Origin of the sequence: Pedobacter ginsengisoli (genome assembly GCF_002736205.1) — a bacterium.
GTDB classification, from domain to species: Bacteria; Bacteroidota; Bacteroidia; order Sphingobacteriales; family Sphingobacteriaceae; genus Pedobacter; species Pedobacter ginsengisoli_A.
This window is the reverse complement of the sequence record NZ_CP024091.1, coordinates 1,791,592-1,808,521: the sequence shown is the minus strand read 5'-3', so window position 1 is coordinate 1,808,521 and position 16,930 is coordinate 1,791,592. Positions and strand designations below refer to the sequence as shown.

Here is a 16,930-nt window from a genome sequence, read left to right as displayed (position 1 = left end):
TTTATTTAATTCAGATCAGAAGTTTTATTGGTCCCAAAAATGAGTTCCGGGAATTTGAAGGATCACTTATCACATTGTGTTGGGTATGAGATACCAATATAGATGCAGGGTTTGATGCTTCTGCAACCTCTACATTTCTACCGAAGGCCCGCATATTTGGAGAGAATTTATAAAGTGACAAATCTGTCAGATAATCAATGTATTCCAGATCTTCTAAAAATTTGATAACCATTGACTTTGTAATTTTGCCTCCAAAATGAATATCGTTTCCTTCATTGTTCATCCATGGGGATAAAAAATCCTGCAATTTTTGGTCTATAACCTTTTGATAGTAGTTAAACTCGTAGCCCTTTTTTAATTTGAGATTAACAGATATCTTTAGTGGTTCATAACTTGGATTTACTACCTGATATGAGGCCCAGGCAGATGAATGCTTGCTTAAGAAGGTATTTATTTCATCAAGGGTATTCTTATCTACTTTTGGTTTAAAAGGATCAACAGCATTGTGGTTGGTCAAATCAGGAACAACTATTATTAAGGTGTTTCCCGGCGAATAAAATGAACTTGCAGTTGCATGGTTGATACATTTAACTTTATGAACTGTGGGAAAATGCTGTAGAATAAGGCGCTCGTAATCCCAAATTGCAACAGTTCTTTCTTTGTGGCGTAAACGCTCGCTTACACGAGTATAATACGCAGAATCATTCTCTTTTACCGCCCCACCAAATGAAGCGTATGGCTGGTTAATTTTTTTAATGGCAGCTATTTCAGCTTTTAACTTTGTAATGGCTTTAGCTGGCAGCGCACTGGCTAAACGCAAGGGATCATTGCCTTGATCATCAAAAATAACAATTGCAGCATTCGCCTGTACATCAATCAGGTTGCAGACAGCATCTGTGTCTTTTTTTATGGATGCCTTTATCCAAAGCAGACCACCAGATAAGATCGTGTTTGATGTGGTAGCCTCTTTTGGGATTACTATTTTTATAATTCCGCTGGTAAGTAAGCCATTAGTAGTGTCAAGAATGAAATCATCATTTGTAAGTGTTTTCCAGTAATTATCGCAAAGTATGCTCCATTCCAGATCTATTTTTGGTTTTTCCGGGTTAGCACTTCCTTCTGCTACCTGGAATAAAATACTTGCAGAATCTTCGGCATATAAATCACTTAAACCAACAAACAATTCACCTTCTGAGTTGTACTGTGGCAGAAGTTTTACCAGCGCATTATTTAGAAATGAATGTTTACTTCTGGTATACGCATGTTCACGCGCTTGCCCAAAAGGACCGCATTGAAAAAATTCAATCTCTTCATCAATGTAATCATTTAATGAAGTTCCACTAAAATTGATTTTAGCCGTTGTTGCTGTATAGTTTAGTGAAATTGATTGGATTTCGGGTGCAAATGGTTCGGCAGGAAGCTTAAGTTCTCCTCCATTAAGGCTATATCTTAAGATTTCGGCAGTGTATTTTTCTCTATAATCTTTAAATAGAAAACTATGATCCAGTTTAAGGTGTAATTGGCCTTTACGGATATCTTTATAAAGGTTAAGTATTAACTGAAGTGCTGGTTTGTATAATTGCAGGGTATTAGCCGATTTGGCATTTACAAAATTGGTTTTTTGCTGAATACTTGAGAATCCTGGTAACAAATAAGACATTTTGCTGCTTACCGTTTGCAATACTGATTGACCCGGATTAATGAAATATGGAGTGTAAAGCTGTGGAAGTATAAAGAACGGAAACAGAACAGCATAATCTGGATTATTAAACTTCCAGCTGGTTTGTAATTGAGCATTCGATGTATTGAATAGCTTTACCGATTCTGAACTTTTTTTCCATGAGTAGCCATCTTTAAATGATGCGGATGCACTAAAGAAGCCATTGTCGATATTCGAATTGCCATAATTAGCAAAGTAAGTTTTAAGATTGGAAGCAGGAATATTTTTCCATTCTACATCTAGTGAAAAGCTTTTTAGCCGTTTTGAAAATGTTTCTTCATGAAGAATATAGAAATTAGAGTTTTCGTCTGACAGGGGGCCAAATGGTTTAAAGGGTTTTTTAGGGTTTAATGCCCCAAAATCGTTCTCAAGTTCCATTGAAGAAATGCCCTGGACGTTTACCTCTATTGTGGCATCTACAAGTTCGGCGTTAGTTAGGTTCTGATAGCCAAAGTCTGTTTTCTCATTATTTACAATAATTTGTAGTATCGGATTAATGGTGTCAAATTCTCCGCCATGCGTTGCTTTATTATATACAACTGCGGCTGGTTCATCTTTACTTATGTTGATACTAAATTCTATTCTGTAATTAAAATTATCTGATGATGATATTGTTGCTGAGGTTAGTTTTGGTCCTATCCACCCCTTTTCTCCGGTTATGCTAACTTTAAAAAGATTGGCGGTTAAAACATTATTTTTTGCAGACACATCAAGACCTCTAACAGTGAGGTATACCTTAATATTTCTGTCGCCTTCTCTCATTTTCAGAATACTGCTTGATAATGAAAAGCCAACCTGTGCCAATGGCATTGAAGTACTACCGAAGCCATTCCATTTTGGGTTCTGGGAGTCTAAAATGGCACCCAATCCATCTTTAGAATTTGCAATTGGGGCATGGAATATAATGTTCCGGTTAAAGGGGTTTACATAAAGGGATTTTAGTTCAGCTACTTTTGATGCATTTACAATAATATCCTGCTCAAGTTTATAACTAATGTCTTTCTTAGTATTGTCTTTACCGGCCAAAAGTAATGTGCCGGATTTTAATAAGGTGTTTTCTGTATTCTTTTTAAGTTCAAAAAGCACATGTGCTTTATCTGCAATTGGAGGTGTTTGGTTTAGTTTTAGAACATCGTGGTAGTAAAAATCAAGGTGGCGCTGTGTAAGCGTATTCATTAAAGCCTTTGGTTTTTCCATTAGCTCAATAAAAGTGTTCCAGAGTGCCAGATGTGGAGGCAATAATTTATTGCCTGCCATAGCATTAATCTCTTCTATACTTAGGCTAAAGAAATTATCCCACTCCCCATTTTCCGTTAGACTTTTATTAACGGCATCGATATCAAAAAATTTTACTTGTTTTGAAATCTCCTGCACAAACTTGTAGTAATCTGCTTTTGTACGTTGATCAACAGCGGCAATTGCAGGATCCAGTAACGCGGGCATTCGCTCTTGCTGAGTTTGCCCATCGCGTTTCAGAATAACTTTATAATCTATTGATTTAGCGCTCATGCCAATTTATTATTAGCCTCATTAAGATAAAATGGATATACAAGATTGAACCGGGTATTGGTATTAATTACTTCATAATCAACTGAAATATCTATTCGGCCTTCTGTTATGAAATCATCAAGAAGATTTACAAGTAATAACTTAATTCTTGGCTCAAACATTAGAATAGCATTCTTGACAGTTATTTTAATTGAAGTTTCTGTGGAGGCACTCATAGCTTCGAAAACATAGTTTTCGAGGTTACAACCATATAAGGGCTGAAGGAATCTTTCGCCAATGGTTGTGGATAATAAAATTTCAAGACTCTTATTAATATCCTCCTCATCAGAAGTCATCAAAACCTGATTTGTTTGCTTAGAGAAAGTTGGAGGAAAACTCCATCCTCTTCCAAGAAATGAAAGTTCGGATACATCTTTAAGCTTATCCATAATGTTTGATACTTTATATTACACGTTAAATAATTTCAACTACAGCATTGTACAATGTGTCATCATTGAATTTGGTTTTAATTACAAATGCCTCTGGATGGGCTTTTAAATGATTAATTACACCTTCCGCTACTGCTACACATAAAAGTGTCATTTGCTTATTGGTTTCGGGCGAATTTTTTCCCATTACTTCCGGATAATGATTATTAAATGCAGTCTGTATTGCTTCTGCCATACTTGAGGCAAGGTTTGATGGGGTTCCTGGAATTAAGGCCATAATTATCCTGTTTTAACTTTTACTGACAATAAACTTGGAGTTGCGGGTGGCATTGGAGGGACAGGTGGTGCCGGACTTACAGGCATTCCTAATGCGGTTTCTCCGGGGTGCATGTGTGTAGCATATATGTTTACAATCTGATTAAGATAAGTAAGTAGCTCATCTCCAAATACCAGCGGATGAGAGGCCCCGTCAACCAACTCTATCTGAGGGGCATCTACAATCACTTTTGTATTTGCATGTACCTTTATCAGCCCTCCATTTATATCTATATTTATTTCGTTTCCTACCGAATCTTTTATGGTAATATTGGATGGTTCAGTAATGATCTTATTTCCGCTCTGATCTTCAACACTAAAACCTTGTTTATCATCACTAATGAATACTTTGTTTTCTCCAGGAGTTTCTATTTTAATTTCCTTGATATCATCATCAAAAGTTAACTTCATTTTTTCGCGTGAAGTATAGCCCTTTTGATGGTTATCGTTTGAAGGTTGTATTGGCGGAACTTTGTTAGAGCTATGAAGCATACCTAAAATAACAGGCTGACGAGGGTCGTCGTATAGAAATCCTAGTAATACCTCGTCTCCAAGCTCTGGCCTAAAAAACATCCCCCTGTCATCACCGGCATCTGTTAAAGCAATTCGTGCCCATACCCCATCATCATCGGCATTAATGTAAGGCATCTTTACACGAACACGCTGTTCGCCGTCAGGATCCTCATTGTCAGTTACAATACCTGTATGTAACCCAATTACACCGGGTAACAATCCGGCTGCTTTTGGTGCAACAACATTGTTTTCCTCTATGAATGCATCCGGACTATGACCAAATTGTGCATGTGTTTTCCATCCGTTTGATAAAGTGTACTCATGTCTGATGCCACTAACAAATGCTTTTCCATTAAAACGCTCGCCAAGACCATTCAATTCTACCACATCTCCCGGATTTATGTTTGAGATGCCTTGAAATTTCACTCTACCCCTTATTTTAGATAATCTCGATCTCAGTAATTCTGCGTCTGCCCAGGCTTGTGTTTCTTGTTGATTTATAGAACCTGAGTGATTTAAATAGAATTCGCCTGGGCCAGCAACTGATGCCAGATCTGTAGCACTAAAGCTTCCTTGTTCTTCTAAATCTGAAGGATCGGTTGCTGTGGATTCAGTAATTTCCTGATTAGCCATATCCCAAGCTTTGCTGATTACTGATGTATATTGATTTCTGCTATCCATCTCAGCATCCAGTTCTATAATTGTTGCTCCATGTAAAAGGGAAAGAACTGCATCTCCGGTTACTGTAGGTTTCTTGGTAATGATATTTTCATCATTAGTAAGCACAATATTTCCATTCGCTTCGGCTCTGCTTAAAATAAAATCCCAATCAGTTGAATTGTATTGAACCATTTCTTTGTGGGTAACATTGGTAGATTCAATTTGGATATCAGTAAAATCTGCATCATTTAAAACTTGCGTAATAATATCCGAATCAGTGAGTGCGTGGAAATATGCATTTTTTCTCCCAATTGTTGTTTTTACTGCTTTGTGTTTACACTCCACTGTAAGCAATGGCGCCATGCCATTTCTTATTTTTAGTGACTGCTTAATTATAATTCCTTTAAATATATTTACGGTAGTGTCCGGATCTCCGGCTTCAATTTCTATCTCATTGCCCGGACTAAACAAATCTCCATCAGTTAAAGGAAATATTCCATCTGAGGCATCTCCGTCCTGAAAAACCAGAATTGCTGAGGATATTTTATTTACAACCTTGGTAACAAACACAGATTGTTTTTCTACCGACTGTGGTACCTCAGTGCCGTTTATTTTGAGCTTAAACTCGGTTACCGACTCAATTTCAGGAATTATTCTTTCTTCGGCCATTGCTCAGTTACTTTAAGTTCTTTTCAAAAGGAGGGAAAATCAATTTTTGTCCGGGTATTAAATCCCTGAAATTTTTTAGGTTATTAACCTTTGCTACCTGCAGGTAATACTTAAAGTTGCCGTAAATTTTATGAACCATTGCAGGCAAAGTATCGCCTTCTTTTACAATACGGATATGGGTAAGATCTGCTGATTTTTTATCCTCTTCGGCTTCAATTTGCTCCTTCGTTCTTTTTTCAATAAAAGTTGCTGTAATAATTGCCCTAAGTGGTTTTCCGCCATTGTTAAATAGCTTGTACTGAATGTTGGCAGATTTTAAGATACAATCAAAAGCAAATTGATTGGCTCTGTACCAAATTAAGCCAGGCCATTTAATACGTAAAAATCTTGTTCTGTGTCCTTTGCCGTCATAGCCTGTAGTTTGATAAAATTCAATAATCTTATCCTTTACATCAAGCGGAACACCTGTTGCATTTGTACCATCTAGAAAAAACTTTAATGTTACTTCAAATGGTGTAGTGCCAAGAAATGCGCCTGCATTTCCGGTTGCTCCGCTCGCAGAATTCTGCTCCGATAAAACGCTATAATTTAGCGTAATCTCATCAGGATTAATGAAAGTAGAAAATGTTTTCTCAGAATCTCCTGCCCGATCAATTTTTTCCCATGATTCTATTTTAAGCTTATCGGCGGGCATAAAGGGGTTTAAAGCATCAAGAATTCCCATTGTCAGCGTTCATTTTTTTGTTTAAGAATTTCCATAACCTGCTCAACACATTCTTTGATAATCTCTTCCTTTGCTGGCATATTAACACCCTGTGGAGCGCCACCTGAAGCTGATGTATCATCAGAAACGGTTACAGAAATTTCGATCTCGTTTATTATTATCGGCATAACTTAAAAACTTACTGATCCAGATACACCTCCACTTATGGCCCCACCTACGGCACCTACAGCGCCCATCAATAAATCATCCAGACCCATTGGCTTAAAGTATTGGTAGGTTAGTTCCAATGTTTCAACTACCATAGTATTTTGCTCAGCATTGAATTCAGAGATGTCAATTTTTGTAGGGTATGCATTAAAAACATGCCATACATTTAATGGGATATGACTATCATTCAATAGGCTTATAAGAATGTTTTTGGGCTGAAAATTGAAGTTCTCAATGCTATCCCTACACCAATGACTTACAAAGGAGCCCAAAAACAATCCACGCTTCAATACAAGTTTATTATACTGCGGAACACCTGGAAACTGATGTTTAAACCTGTTTTCTCCGCCCTCGGCCACAGTTTCTGTGGTAATGCTTGCACTTAACCCGTTTACGCTTTGAAAACGTACATCCTGGGGTGTTTGTGGAAACATTTCAAATACAACCAGAAAATGGAAGCCTACAGGAGGATAAATTAATCCATCAATAATACCACTGATTAAGCTCATAATATTGCTTGTTAATCACCATTTTGTATAGTTAAACCCTCGTGGGCCAAATCAAGCTGCTCAATGGCAACCTCGCTTCCGTCTGCCTTTAAATCAGTACTTTGTATTTTAATTGGAAAGGCATTTTTAATTTTCCAGGTTACCACAGGTTCGTGGTTTTCATTAAGTAGTTTAATAACTACATCCCTTCTTTCAACCGTATTCAGGCTTATGGTATTTAACCATTGATAAAATTCATTATCTCCGGCAAACACTCCCCGTTTTAGTGTAATGTTACTAAATTCCCGCATGCCGGGCATTTTAATTTTACTGAACTCTGGCGATGCGCCATCGCGGTATTCAATTAATTTATTTTCAATATTTAATCCGCTTACTTCCGTAAAGCCAATTTTGGTTCCACCCCAGTCAACCTGGAAATGAAACTTTGGTAGTGGATAAGTTGCCATTTTATTTAATTTTAGATGAGCTTTTAAAGCCGATTAATTAAGATTCCTGAAGTTTGTGAGAGAATTTGAGTATTATGAACTCTGCCGGACGAACTACCGCCATGCCTATTTCAATATTCATTCTGCCTTCTAATATGTCAAGTGCGGTCATAGTTACACCAAGGCCAACCCTAACAAAGAATGCATGTTCCGGTTTAGCGCCTGCAAGTGCTCCGGCCCTCCATTGTTTAATAAGGAAGTTCTCAATCATCGCCCTAACCCTAACCCAGGTATTTGCATCGTTTGGTTCAAAAACAACCCACTCAGTGCCTTTTTTAATAGATTCTTCTGCAAAAATAAAGAACCTGCGTACCGGCACATAGCGCCATTCATTGTCATTACCTGCTAAGGTTCTGGCTCCCCAAACCATAACTCCTTTACCTGTAAAATACCTTATTGCATTTATTGATTTACCAGAAGTTGGATCAACATTTAATGACATTTGATCCTGATGAGAAATCTTTAATGATGCCGCATTTACATAAGACAATGAAACATTAGCCGGTGCTTTCCAAACACCTCTTGAACTATCAACAGCAGCATAGATTCCGGCAATTGTTGATGAAGGTGGCATAACAATATTTATTTTTTGCAATTGAAGCTTTATCAGGTTGTAAAGCTCTGTATTGCCGGTAACCTCTGGTGGGGTAACTGGTGAAGTTGGTACAGTGGGTGCCGGTTTTTGAAGGTTAAGCCCTTTTTTTAGCGACTCTTTTATGTTAGATGCCGGATTTTGAATACTAGCCAGACTAATATTTCCAGGATCACCATCAGTTTCTACAGTTTCTGTTGCCTCTACTCCACTAATAACTGTTTTATAGACTACGTTAATGTCTTTGTCATCAAATCTATAATTCAATATGGTTTCCAGATAAGGAAAATAAGCAGCACCATATTTTATCAGATCAAGGTTACTGCCAAGGGTTGCGGCGTTTCTAAAGTCATCTGCCGAACTGTTAATGTCGTTTGGAGTACCCTTTGCTTGTATTACATCGATAATTGTAAACCTATCCTGAAGTAAGAAGCATTGATTTAATGCCTGGTTAATCAGTGAATAATAGCTCGACGAATCTAACGATGGTCCATCCGGGAAAAGAAGCAAAGTCGGCTCATCAACTTTCGCTATGGCTGCTAAACCATCTTGAAGTTTTTGAGATGTAACATCAGTATCAGAAGGTGCCGATGAAGGATAAAGACCCACTGATACTACATAGCATGGACCTCCACCATTAGCGAAATACATTTGCAGACCATAGTACAATTTAAATCTTGAACTTGTAGCAGCAGCCTTATCAATTGAGATAGTTCGTGCAATTGAAGAATCAGAGTTGGTGGTGTCTGTAATGGTTACAGTAAACGCCGTTTCTTTCTGAGCCTGACCAAATAGTTGTTCATACTCTAACAATGAACTAATTCGCTGGGGGATCATTGTAAGATCCTTACCATTAAAGGTTGCTTTCTCAGTATAACCGATGAATGCAGGAATAGCGGTTTCCACTTCAGCTACAGAAGGTGGAAACGTTGGGATCTCGCGTATATAGACCCCAGGGGTTTTAAATACATCTGCCATGTTGGTAGGGTTTTAATTAGATTGTGATTAAAATATCCGAGAAAGTATCAGAACCTTCTGTTCTTATGAGATTTAAAGGAGGATTGGGTAAATTGGCTATGATCACTTTATTTGATCCATCTGTCAATTTAATACCTGTAATTGATTCTTGCTTAAGTGGAAGTACATTATTGGAGGTAAAAATGAACTTGCCGGGTGGTGAGCTTCCAAGCAATGTAAAATCTATTGGTGAACCATTTGTTTTGGCTACTTTAACAGTAGTAATAGATGAGTTAAATTGCTTGGTAATAATGTATCTCCATTTTGTTGAGCGATTTGTAAATGGGATTTTATAGCTTTTTGTACTTATTGAATTATTATTGTTTTGAAATTGGTATGCTGAATTTAAATTGCTTTTGTAAAAAATTTCAACTACTCCAAATACATCAGAAAGTTCATTTGGACTGATTGTATAAAATGAAGTTTTAACAACACCGTCAATTAAAAATCGTGTTCTTCCTCCGTTTGATTTATTAAGATCGAAAGAGAAGTTGTAGGTATTATTTGAGTTATCTAACAACTGGCTTAAACTTTCTCCGCTGTCGGTAAACTCCAGTTTTCCGGTTTGGTTTGCAAGATTACTATTGTGTGCAAAAGAAAAAGTATTGCTTACAAAGGGAAGTAAATCTGCTTCAGAAACAATCTTACTGGTTTGATTGGCAACTAGAAGTGGTTCGGTTGCTGATAAATTTGGAACAAGGTTATTAAAATAATAGTGGCTGCCAGCTGGTTTGATAGCATTAATATCTGTAATGTTTTCGAACAGATTATTTTTAAGCTTTAGCAGAAAAGTAAATTTTGTTCCCTCGGCTAAAGGATTATTAATCACATCAGTACTATCAACCTTAGCATATAATTTACCACCAAAATCGCCGGGTAGAAAATGCAACCCCAAGGATTTTATCAACGCAGCACAGCTTTGGGAAGGTAACAAAGCAATATCAGGACAATTACCAGAGCTGTAAAAGGTATGGCGAAAGTCTATTGAGAATAGGGCTTTGTATTTGATTTTTATCATCGCAAAAAGATTGAAGGTTAACTTAATTATCGCTAATTGTAACTTCTGTAATTGGTGGAGCTTCCATTTTAGGTTCAAGATCAATGAAGCTCATGGTTCTGATTTTGTAAATAACGCTAGGCATGTACTTAGCTCCAAGCGTTGCCCAAAGGTTATTTTGCTGTTCAAAAGTAATGGGGTGTAAATTAACAAGCAGGCGTCCTATTTTTTGCCAGGGTTTATCATTGTCGACCTTTGAATTAATACCGGGATACTTATCACTGTCAAAAACCTGATTTCCCTGGAAAAATGAAATCACATAAGATAGAAGTCGTAATGCAGTTGAATAGTTATTAGCAAATACACAAAAGGCAACAAAGATATTCAGGTTAACCGGAGGGTTAACTACTTGAATTTTATCATCAGCCTTCCTGTAATTGTACTGTGCTTCAGAAATGCGGTCTTCTTCTAGATTGACCAATGTTAAAATGATCTTAGACACGTCGTTGCCATCAGATACAACAGCAAATGTACCATCTGGAGTCATGAGCGATGAAATGATAACAGTATCATCATTCCCAAAGTTGGTGGCGTCCTTGCGTTTAAGATAAGCGTTAAGCTCATCTGACAAAAATTCAAGTGCGGTACGTAGCATTTCTATGAAATAAATGGATCAATTCTTTGAATAAACAAATTGCCTTGCGGCAGAGATATCTGGGTTAAAGAGTAAACTATAACCGTAATCCTTTAATTTTTGATGATTAAAATTATCAGTATGTGTTTCAATGATAATGGTATGTATCTTTTTCAGGTCCTCTTCTTTAGAAGCTTCAATTAAAAATTCTTCATACCCTTCAATGTCTAACTTAAGTATAAAAACATCTCTGTCTAGCGCATTAATAAAGGGAAATAACCCTACAGATTCAACGGATAAAAAATCGTTTGAATTCGGTATAGATGTCCATCTACCACTCCATTCACTTTGATCTGGCGAATAGAGATTTAATGTCCCGTTTGTTATTGAAACAGCCTTGTTCAAGGCTTTAATTTTTCCAAATATTTTGGCGTTTTCATTTAGGTACCAAAAACTATCCGGGTTTGGTTCAAAGGAAATAACATCAACATTTTTTAAGTATTTGGCGCACATTATAGAAAATGCTCCAATATGGGCGCCGCAATCTATTACATAACTTTGAGCTACAGGCTCTATGGGAGCTAATCGACTTTTAATACAATACATATCCTGGTCAATAACTTCAGGTATAACCCACTGATCATCATCAGTGTCTTTTCTGTAAACAATATTCAAAACTTCATTCATCATAATTGTATATTAAGCAAAAGCGGAATTTGTCTTTTTATTAGCTTCCGAGGTTCTTAATAAGAAGCTGAAAAATGTATCATTATCAAGTATATCCGGATATTGATTTTCTTCGAGATAACCTCTAACCATATTGGCAGATACCATGTAACAAAAGGAATCTGGATTAAGCATTTGCTGATGTACCACATCATTACCTTTTTTAAAAAATGCAGCAGGATTGCTCCAGCAAACTGGTTGAATCTGTTCAACCTTTAATTCATACCATGAAGCCTTTCCCTCACTTAGAGTAGCCGTTAATGCTTCAGACCCAATTGTTAACCAATTAATTTGTTGTCCGGAACGGAGGATTTTACAAACCCGGTTATAGTAATTAGAGGCAATAGTACTATTCAATGATGCCCCCATAAAATTATTGGTTACATCGCCAGAGCGTTCCCTATAACCAACAAAGTCGTACATGTTTAGAATATCTATTAAAGGTTGTATTGATTTAATAACAACACAATCGGAATCGATCCACAATCCGCCAAATTTTTTAAGTAAAAAGGCTCTTATAAAATCTGCCCTATGTGCCACATATAAATCCTCAATCTTGATGTCCAGGTCACAATCACGCAATTCAGCAAAAAGCTCAGGGGTTAACAATTGTACATTATCTGTATGTGCAAATACTGTTTTCTGGCAGGATTTAATCCATTCAGGAAGCTCACCTTCCCAATATAGCCATACTGGTAAGTTTTTATTTTTCAGATTAGTCATCTTTGTTTGAGTGCTTTAATTCAACTTCTTTAGAATCAATAAAGAATCGGTTTGACCGATTTTTTGGTAGTTCTTTTTTAAAATAAGTTCATTTGCAAAAGCCATTACATCAGGGAAGTATTCAGCAAAGTCATGAAATGCAAGATAGCCCCCGGTTTCTATCCAGGGTGAAAACTGCCTGAAATCATTTGAAATATTTAAATAATCATGCAAACCATCAATTAGTAACATAGAAATTGAGGTATTCCATGTTACATTTTTAGATTCATCTACAATCGAAACCACTGTTTCATTTAGATTGGCTTTTTCTATGTTTCTCTTAAAATGATCTAAGGATGGCTCGAATTGCTTTAATCCCTGATCGGCAGAACCTTGTATCCCGGTATGCGGATCTATGGAATAAACTTTTATAAGTTCAGATACTGATTTTGCCAGGGCGCCAAGAAGAATTGTTGCCTTGCCATGGTAACTGCCAACTTCAACTAAATCCGCATTTGGAAATTGATTACAGGCCTTTAAGCCACAGGCAAGTAACAGCTCTGCTTCACCATCACTTAGCCAACCTTGAATTTGTTTAATATCTTTTAATATTTGGCCTGGCGAAAACAATGGTTCACTAATATTTTCCTCACAAATTCCATTGGCTTTTTGCACATAGCTATTTAAGTGCTTACGAGTATGTTTTCTAAGAGGATCATCATAGTTCCGATTTATTGGGTGTATCCAGAAAGCATTACTATTACTAAAAGCGTAATCTAATTCCTGTGTTGTGTACTCCCTTTTGTAATTTACAAAATCGTGGCAACAAGGGTTCATTTCTATATCGTAACCTAGTAAACTAACCATTGTTGGCAGTATGATCTCTTCAGTTGCCCATATTTTTGTATGCGACATTATGTTTTGAAGAATAGAGTTGGTTTTAAAAAGCTTTAGCAAATCCTTTATTGCATCGTAAGTGAACACTGTTGAAGGCCAAAACGACCAATGGACAAATTTGCTCTCCCCATCTTTGAAAGTTTTTAGCAAAGGTTTCCATAAATCATATTCTTTAAATGCCTGAATAGAAGTATAAACATCAGTATTGTTTGCGTTTATATGTTCGGGTCTGTTTGACAAAAGCCCGATATTACTTTTTTGCGAAAAGAAATCGGACATGAACGAAGAATATGATGGCTGCAGACTTAACTGGTCGGAATCTACAATTGTAAAAATATCAAAAGCGCAATTTTCTATTGCAAATTGCATGCACTCAAGTGCGAAATTATGCAAGTAGCCATGTTGCACCTTGATAACATTTGGGTGTATTATTACTCCAAATTCCTCAAAAGGAAATGAGCAGGAATTTAATTGAATATCGGCACTGCTGTTAAAGATTATTATGGTGGATGATGGATCATGAAAATGCAAATTACGAACCAGATCAATTACACAATCTATACTTTCATGTACCAGGCATGCATAAACATTTTTTAAGGGCCGTTTCGCAATTTTTAAATTCCATTTGTCTGAAGCAATTTGATCGTGATTAGGATAATACTTTAAATCCAGGTTCATTATTCGTTCTATGTCTAACACCGGATATGGATGCCACCAATCTCCTGAAGTTTTTTTGAAACTAATATTTTGATCATGTATCATGTGTACAGACATGGTTGAATCCGTAAGGGCTGTTACTTTTTCAGGCTGGGCGGCCCAAACAAATAAGCCGTCTACCCCAACATTTATTTCTTTATATTGATTCTTTTCCCAGTAAGATCGTTGGTAGCAAAGGGAGCTTCCCAGTAACCATTTACGCTGATTTATAGGGTATTTATATTCAAAAGCTTCTTTTTTTTGTGGATCGTAGTAGAGTAAATTATTTATTCCACAAATATCGGCATTGCTCTTTTTTAACTCTCTTACCTGATATTTTATCCTATAAGGAGCATACCAGTCGTCGTCGTCCCAATTAACTATTATACCACCTGAGGCATGCTTGCAAGCTATATTCAGTTTTTCGCCCAGAGTTATTTTATAGTTAAGGCGAATATATTTTATATTATCAGCCTCCGGAACCAGATCCCGAATACAATCAGAACCATCGTCAATTATAATTAACTCTTTATTTTCATACTCCTGCCTTTGAAAATATTTAATAGCATGCGGAATAAAAAATCTCCGGTTATAAGTAGGCATCACACATGAAACGAGCGGAAGCATATTTATTAAAATTTCTGACTTTGAGATGTGGTAAGTATAAAGCTTCGCTAGAGGTTTGTCACATTAACACCCTTTTAACAAGTTCAATATATTTGGTAAAATGATTAGACCCCCTTAAAAGAAGATTTAAAATGAGGCTGAACTTATAGTAATAAAGCTAAACCCTTTATTGATTAACATCAATAGTTAGTTATAACTATTTTGACTTACAACTTTTCTTAAACTAGACGAACACACTTCAACAGAAAGTGATTGATTAATAGAGCTTAAATGAACGCCAAGACGTTCTTTTCCCCTTTTTAAAAATAATCTTCCTTGTAAGCCTGTAAATGGACCGTCAACAATAATCACCTCATCACCACTAACAAGATTTGTCTCTATCTCAAAAACCATTGTTTCAAATTTCATGATGCTCGAGATTTCATCTTCGGATACTACGGCAGGCTTACCTTCAAAAGTTATAAATTTTAATACCCCTCCTATTTTCAATAGATTAAAACGCTCCCTTTCTGTAGAATTAATAAAAACATAATTAGGGAACATTGGTATTTTTATTTCCTTTTTACGATCACTCCATTGCCTTATCACATTTTGTAATGGCAAATAAGCTTTTATGTTCTTTTTTGTTAGCTCGTTATAGATTTTTTTCTCCAGATTGGGAAAGGTATAAACGATATACCAATTATTTTCTAATCCATTTTTCATAATTCAACATACTAGGGATATATATATTGGACGATAATAAAATTGATAAAATTTAATTAAGAGCTAAATAGTTATTTATAATCATTTATAAAGCACTTAAATAGGCTCCTTTAACCAAAGATATTTAACAAAAGGAAATATGAGCACCTGCTAATAGTCAAAAAAGTGCTTTTAATGTTCACATGTCATAAAAATTTCTATCTATAAGTATGTTATTTGATTCATAGTGTATTTTGAATCAGAGAATACCATTAAAGTTGCTTCATTGTAGACTGAACATCAAAAGTATTTTTTTGACAAGCAACAGGGTCTGGAATTTTGGTTTGTTAAATATCTTTGATAAGAAGCTACCCAATTTTAAATAGACGCTACTCTCATTAATTCTAATATTCCGGAAACCAGTAATTTAAAATGCAATATGTAATTAAATCAAGACGTCCCTAACGTTTTAACCTAAGTATTATCTAAAACTATTATAGTTATGGAACATAACGCCGGAGAAATAGTTGAACTTGCTGTTCGACGACAAAACGTAAACATTAGCGAATTATCAAAGCGCTTAAACGTAAACAGACGGACTTTATATAATTGGTTTAAACAAAGGAAATTGCATACTGATGTTATTTTAGAAATTGGTAAGGCTATTAACTACGATTTTTCAGTTGATTTTGAAGGAGAATTAAAACATTTAAATTTTGCTGAAGATATAAATGTTAATTCAAGAGATCTTAGCTCTGCACATTCAGAATCGGTCTATTATTGGATGGAAAAATATATCACCTTACTTGAAGATTATAAAAGGTTGGTTCGAAAAGAATCATCAGAAAGAATGCTAATGTAGTATTTTTAAATAAAAAAGCTACTCTGATTATAGTTCAGGGTAGCTTTTTTATTTAGTAGTTACCACCGCCACCACCATTGTTTCCACCGTTACCGGTACTTGCAGCAACCAAAACAATATTACCTCTCATCTCGCCACTTGTAAAGTTGGAGCTATGGATATTTACATACCATTTTCCTGCTAAAAGCTGACTGATTTCTGTGGCATTTAATGCTCTTGTGCTTCCTGTAAGTGTACCTGAACTTGTAGTGCTGAACCCCGGGATTTCAATTACAATTGGGGAACTGGTTGAGTTGGAGCCATTATCGGCACCGTGAAAGTGCATCCCTGTAGTAGTTGCAGTTGCAGATCCAAGCTGCCATGTAATGGTATAGCCAATAGTTTTTGATTGCTCGCTATAAGTGATGTTTGCTGTGCCATTTCCTGTTGTAGTAACCATAGGAACCTCATTTGAACCGTTTAACTGTACTGTGGCTGTATAAGTTCTGTAGGTGATTTCAGGTGCACTGCTTTTCTTTTTACAGCCTGAATAAAGAACTAAAAAGATTCCTGCCATCATCAGGATGCCAGAAAACAGTTTGACTGAATAAGTTTTCATAGTAAGTAAATTAAATTGTTAATTAATTACTCTGATTGACAGTACATAAAGGGCGATAACTTGGATGAAGGTCTAGAGTTGTCCTGTCATCATCGCTTCAATGTATAATACGTAATTATTTAAAAATGGTTGCCTGGCAACGTTTACTTATTTCGACTG

The 16,930-nt window shown here is 36.1% G+C and carries 17 protein-coding genes; 1 reads left to right on the top strand and 16 read right to left on the bottom strand.

From position 1 onward, the window contains the following. Nucleotides 1-10 precede the first annotated feature (10 nt). The 15 genes from CPT03_RS07420 to CPT03_RS07355 form a co-directional block, all read right to left on the bottom strand. Complete coding sequence (locus CPT03_RS07420) at nucleotides 11-3,229, bottom strand: baseplate J/gp47 family protein (protein WP_099438256.1); 3,219 nt, start codon at nucleotides 3,227-3,229, stop codon at nucleotides 11-13. Beyond that, entirely contained in the window at nucleotides 3,226-3,657 is a 432-nt protein-coding gene (locus tag CPT03_RS07415) for a GPW/gp25 family protein (protein ID WP_099438255.1), read from the bottom strand. The genes CPT03_RS07420 and CPT03_RS07415 overlap by 4 nt, the downstream gene beginning before the upstream one ends. A gap of 25 nt (nucleotides 3,658-3,682) precedes the next feature. Then, nucleotides 3,683-3,934, bottom strand: coding sequence for a hypothetical protein (locus CPT03_RS07410; RefSeq protein ID WP_099438254.1), 252 nt, complete (start codon nucleotides 3,932-3,934; stop codon nucleotides 3,683-3,685). A gap of 2 nt (nucleotides 3,935-3,936) precedes the next feature. After that, nucleotides 3,937-5,814, bottom strand: coding sequence for a type VI secretion system tip protein VgrG (gene vgrG / locus CPT03_RS07405; RefSeq protein WP_099438253.1), 1,878 nt, complete (start codon nucleotides 5,812-5,814; stop codon nucleotides 3,937-3,939). 7 nt (nucleotides 5,815-5,821) lie between these two features. Continuing rightward, on the bottom strand, nucleotides 5,822-6,538 hold the full coding sequence (locus CPT03_RS07400) for a CIS tube protein (protein WP_099438252.1): 717 nt from the start codon (nucleotides 6,536-6,538) through the stop codon (nucleotides 5,822-5,824). 2 nt (nucleotides 6,539-6,540) lie between these two features. Then, nucleotides 6,541-6,705: a DUF5908 family protein gene (locus CPT03_RS22900; protein WP_172954146.1), complete on the bottom strand. Its 165-nt coding sequence runs from the start codon at nucleotides 6,703-6,705 to the stop codon at nucleotides 6,541-6,543. A gap of 3 nt (nucleotides 6,706-6,708) precedes the next feature. Further along, nucleotides 6,709-7,254, bottom strand: coding sequence for a phage tail protein (locus tag CPT03_RS07395; protein WP_099438251.1), 546 nt, complete (start codon nucleotides 7,252-7,254; stop codon nucleotides 6,709-6,711). 11 nt (nucleotides 7,255-7,265) lie between these two features. After that, nucleotides 7,266-7,700 (bottom strand): phage tail protein, encoded by a 435-nt coding sequence (locus tag CPT03_RS07390; RefSeq protein WP_099438250.1) that lies wholly within the window; start codon nucleotides 7,698-7,700, stop codon nucleotides 7,266-7,268. 37 nt (nucleotides 7,701-7,737) lie between these two features. Beyond that, nucleotides 7,738-9,309: a phage tail sheath family protein gene (locus tag CPT03_RS07385; RefSeq protein WP_099438249.1), complete on the bottom strand. Its 1,572-nt coding sequence runs from the start codon at nucleotides 9,307-9,309 to the stop codon at nucleotides 7,738-7,740. Between the two features lie 16 nt (nucleotides 9,310-9,325). After that, on the bottom strand, nucleotides 9,326-10,366 hold the full coding sequence (locus CPT03_RS07380; protein ID WP_099438248.1) for a hypothetical protein: 1,041 nt from the start codon (nucleotides 10,364-10,366) through the stop codon (nucleotides 9,326-9,328). A 22-nt stretch (nucleotides 10,367-10,388) separates the two neighbouring features. Then, nucleotides 10,389-11,000: a DUF4255 domain-containing protein gene (locus CPT03_RS07375; RefSeq protein WP_099438247.1), complete on the bottom strand. Its 612-nt coding sequence runs from the start codon at nucleotides 10,998-11,000 to the stop codon at nucleotides 10,389-10,391. 18 nt (nucleotides 11,001-11,018) lie between these two features. Then, nucleotides 11,019-11,669, bottom strand: a complete 651-nt coding sequence (locus tag CPT03_RS07370; RefSeq protein ID WP_099438246.1) for an FkbM family methyltransferase — start codon at nucleotides 11,667-11,669, stop codon at nucleotides 11,019-11,021. Nucleotides 11,670-11,678: 9 nt separating this feature from the next. After that, nucleotides 11,679-12,428, bottom strand: a complete 750-nt coding sequence (locus CPT03_RS07365; protein WP_099438245.1) for a capsular polysaccharide synthesis protein — start codon at nucleotides 12,426-12,428, stop codon at nucleotides 11,679-11,681. 15 nt (nucleotides 12,429-12,443) lie between these two features. Further along, entirely contained in the window at nucleotides 12,444-14,627 is a 2,184-nt protein-coding gene (locus CPT03_RS07360; RefSeq protein WP_099438244.1) for a glycosyltransferase, read from the bottom strand. Between the two features lie 186 nt (nucleotides 14,628-14,813). Beyond that, nucleotides 14,814-15,332 carry a UpxY family transcription antiterminator gene (locus tag CPT03_RS07355; protein ID WP_099438243.1) on the bottom strand — a complete coding sequence of 173 codons (519 nt, stop codon included), beginning with the start codon at nucleotides 15,330-15,332 and terminating at the stop codon, nucleotides 14,814-14,816. A 481-nt stretch (nucleotides 15,333-15,813) separates the two neighbouring features. Here CPT03_RS07355 and CPT03_RS07350 point away from each other — a divergent pair, with 481 nt between their 5' ends. Further along, nucleotides 15,814-16,173: a hypothetical protein gene (locus CPT03_RS07350; protein WP_099438242.1), complete on the top strand. Its 360-nt coding sequence runs from the start codon at nucleotides 15,814-15,816 to the stop codon at nucleotides 16,171-16,173. Between the two features lie 52 nt (nucleotides 16,174-16,225). Here CPT03_RS07350 and CPT03_RS07345 read toward each other — a convergent pair whose 3' ends face one another. After that, nucleotides 16,226-16,771, bottom strand: a complete 546-nt coding sequence (locus CPT03_RS07345; protein WP_099438241.1) for a CHRD domain-containing protein — start codon at nucleotides 16,769-16,771, stop codon at nucleotides 16,226-16,228. Nucleotides 16,772-16,930: the final 159 nt, after the last annotated feature.

Bases quoted from the DNA above. Each gene is read 5' to 3' on its own strand.
- CPT03_RS07420 (WP_099438256.1), bottom strand. From the start codon at position 3,229: ATGAGCGCTAAATCAATAGATTATAAAGTTATTCTGAAACGCGATGGG.
- CPT03_RS07415 (WP_099438255.1), bottom strand. From the start codon at position 3,657: ATGGATAAGCTTAAAGATGTATCCGAACTTTCATTTCTTGGAAGAGGA.
- CPT03_RS07410 (WP_099438254.1), bottom strand. From the start codon at position 3,934: ATGGCCTTAATTCCAGGAACCCCATCAAACCTTGCCTCAAGTATGGCA.
- vgrG (WP_099438253.1), bottom strand. From the start codon at position 5,814: ATGGCCGAAGAAAGAATAATTCCTGAAATTGAGTCGGTAACCGAGTTT.
- CPT03_RS07400 (WP_099438252.1), bottom strand. From the start codon at position 6,538: ATGGGAATTCTTGATGCTTTAAACCCCTTTATGCCCGCCGATAAGCTT.
- CPT03_RS22900 (WP_172954146.1), bottom strand. From the start codon at position 6,705: ATGCCGATAATAATAAACGAGATCGAAATTTCTGTAACCGTTTCTGAT.
- CPT03_RS07395 (WP_099438251.1), bottom strand. From the start codon at position 7,254: ATGAGCTTAATCAGTGGTATTATTGATGGATTAATTTATCCTCCTGTA.
- CPT03_RS07390 (WP_099438250.1), bottom strand. From the start codon at position 7,700: ATGGCAACTTATCCACTACCAAAGTTTCATTTCCAGGTTGACTGGGGT.
- CPT03_RS07385 (WP_099438249.1), bottom strand. From the start codon at position 9,309: ATGGCAGATGTATTTAAAACCCCTGGGGTCTATATACGCGAGATCCCA.
- CPT03_RS07380 (WP_099438248.1), bottom strand. From the start codon at position 10,366: ATGATAAAAATCAAATACAAAGCCCTATTCTCAATAGACTTTCGCCAT.
- CPT03_RS07375 (WP_099438247.1), bottom strand. From the start codon at position 11,000: ATGCTACGTACCGCACTTGAATTTTTGTCAGATGAGCTTAACGCTTAT.
- CPT03_RS07370 (WP_099438246.1), bottom strand. From the start codon at position 11,669: ATGATGAATGAAGTTTTGAATATTGTTTACAGAAAAGACACTGATGAT.
- CPT03_RS07365 (WP_099438245.1), bottom strand. From the start codon at position 12,428: ATGACTAATCTGAAAAATAAAAACTTACCAGTATGGCTATATTGGGAA.
- CPT03_RS07360 (WP_099438244.1), bottom strand. From the start codon at position 14,627: ATGCTTCCGCTCGTTTCATGTGTGATGCCTACTTATAACCGGAGATTT.
- CPT03_RS07355 (WP_099438243.1), bottom strand. From the start codon at position 15,332: ATGAAAAATGGATTAGAAAATAATTGGTATATCGTTTATACCTTTCCC.
- CPT03_RS07350 (WP_099438242.1), top strand. From the start codon at position 15,814: ATGGAACATAACGCCGGAGAAATAGTTGAACTTGCTGTTCGACGACAA.
- CPT03_RS07345 (WP_099438241.1), bottom strand. From the start codon at position 16,771: ATGAAAACTTATTCAGTCAAACTGTTTTCTGGCATCCTGATGATGGCA.